Annotated in this window: 1 rRNA gene; it reads right to left on the reverse strand. The window is 32.1% G+C overall.

From position 1 onward, the window contains the following. Positions 1 to 1,158 precede the first annotated feature (1,158 nt). A 5S ribosomal RNA gene (gene rrf, locus CRS_RS24280) occupies positions 1,159 to 1,253 on the reverse strand; the annotation flags it as partial.

Consider the following 1,253-nt stretch of genomic DNA (forward strand, 5'->3'; position numbering starts at 1 on the left):
TTATATCTTTCGCTTTTTAACGAAGCAATCTCTCTGTCAGTGTCGCTCCGTATTTGCGAGTGCAAAAGTAAAACTTTATTTCTTAATGACCAAATGTTTCTAAAGAAAATTTTAAAGTTTTTTTAAGTAACCTTAATTCCTTTACCAAACCTCAATCATCCTACTCCTGCGCTCCCTTAATTGGGACTGCAAAGATACAAACTCTTTTTTATCTCGCAACTCTTTTTTAAAAAAAGTTTAAAGTTTTTTTTTCGCCTGTCTCTTTTTTGAAGTAATAATGTTTTTGCCCATCTAAAGGCTCTCCTGCGCTACTGATCTACTCTCGTTTTCAGTGGGGCAAAGATAGCAACTTCTCATAACGCAAAACAAGTTTATTTAACATAAATTTTATATCAAATAACCTATTGTGGATAAATTAAAGATTTAACTAATTGTTTTATTTATACTTACATAATTATCAATACTTATCCACAATGAGTATTAATAAATTTTAAATCGAATAATTACTATGCTAATGTTATGAACTATTACAAAATGTCATAACTTATTTAGCTGAGTAAATATATTTGAAAAAAAATGTAAAAATTGAGATTAACCATTTGGAGCATTTCCAAAAGCATAGAATATGAAATCAATAGATTACAGAAAAAGTTATAGTGGAATTTTATGTTCAATCTTATTTCAGCAGATCCGGTTCCACGATGTTGAATAATATTTTATGTTAAGAGAGCAAGTTCTAAATGAAGGAATTCGTGATTCGGGATACGGGTTTCCTGTTTCGGATTTCTGAGATTTGAACTGGAAGTGATAAAGGTAATTCTATTCCCACTTGTGTCATTCGGCAGGAATCCAGGCTTGTTTATAGAGGGAAGTTATAATACTTAAGTCAATTATAATGAACTATTATTGCTTGATTGAATGGCTCGTTTAGACTCCTACGGAGTGACAATGGGGATGTGATGAATGATGAATGTTAAGTGATAATTGATAATTGATAATTGATAATTGATAATTGATAGTTGATTCCGGTATCGTTTATCAATTATTACTTATTACTTATTGCTCATTACTGATTAGTTCTGTTACTTTAAACTGGGATGGGTATAAAACAAAAAATCCTTTATCATGATGATAAAGGATTTTTAAAAATAAAATAAAAACTGGCGGCGGCCTACTCTCCCGCGTTAGCAGTACCATCGGCGCTGGTGGGCTTAACTTCTGTGTTCGGAATGGGAACAGGTGAGCCCCACCGC

It is taken from the genome of Chryseobacterium sp. ON_d1 (genome assembly GCF_006829085.1).
In the GTDB taxonomy this organism is placed as follows: domain Bacteria; phylum Bacteroidota; class Bacteroidia; order Flavobacteriales; family Weeksellaceae; genus Chryseobacterium.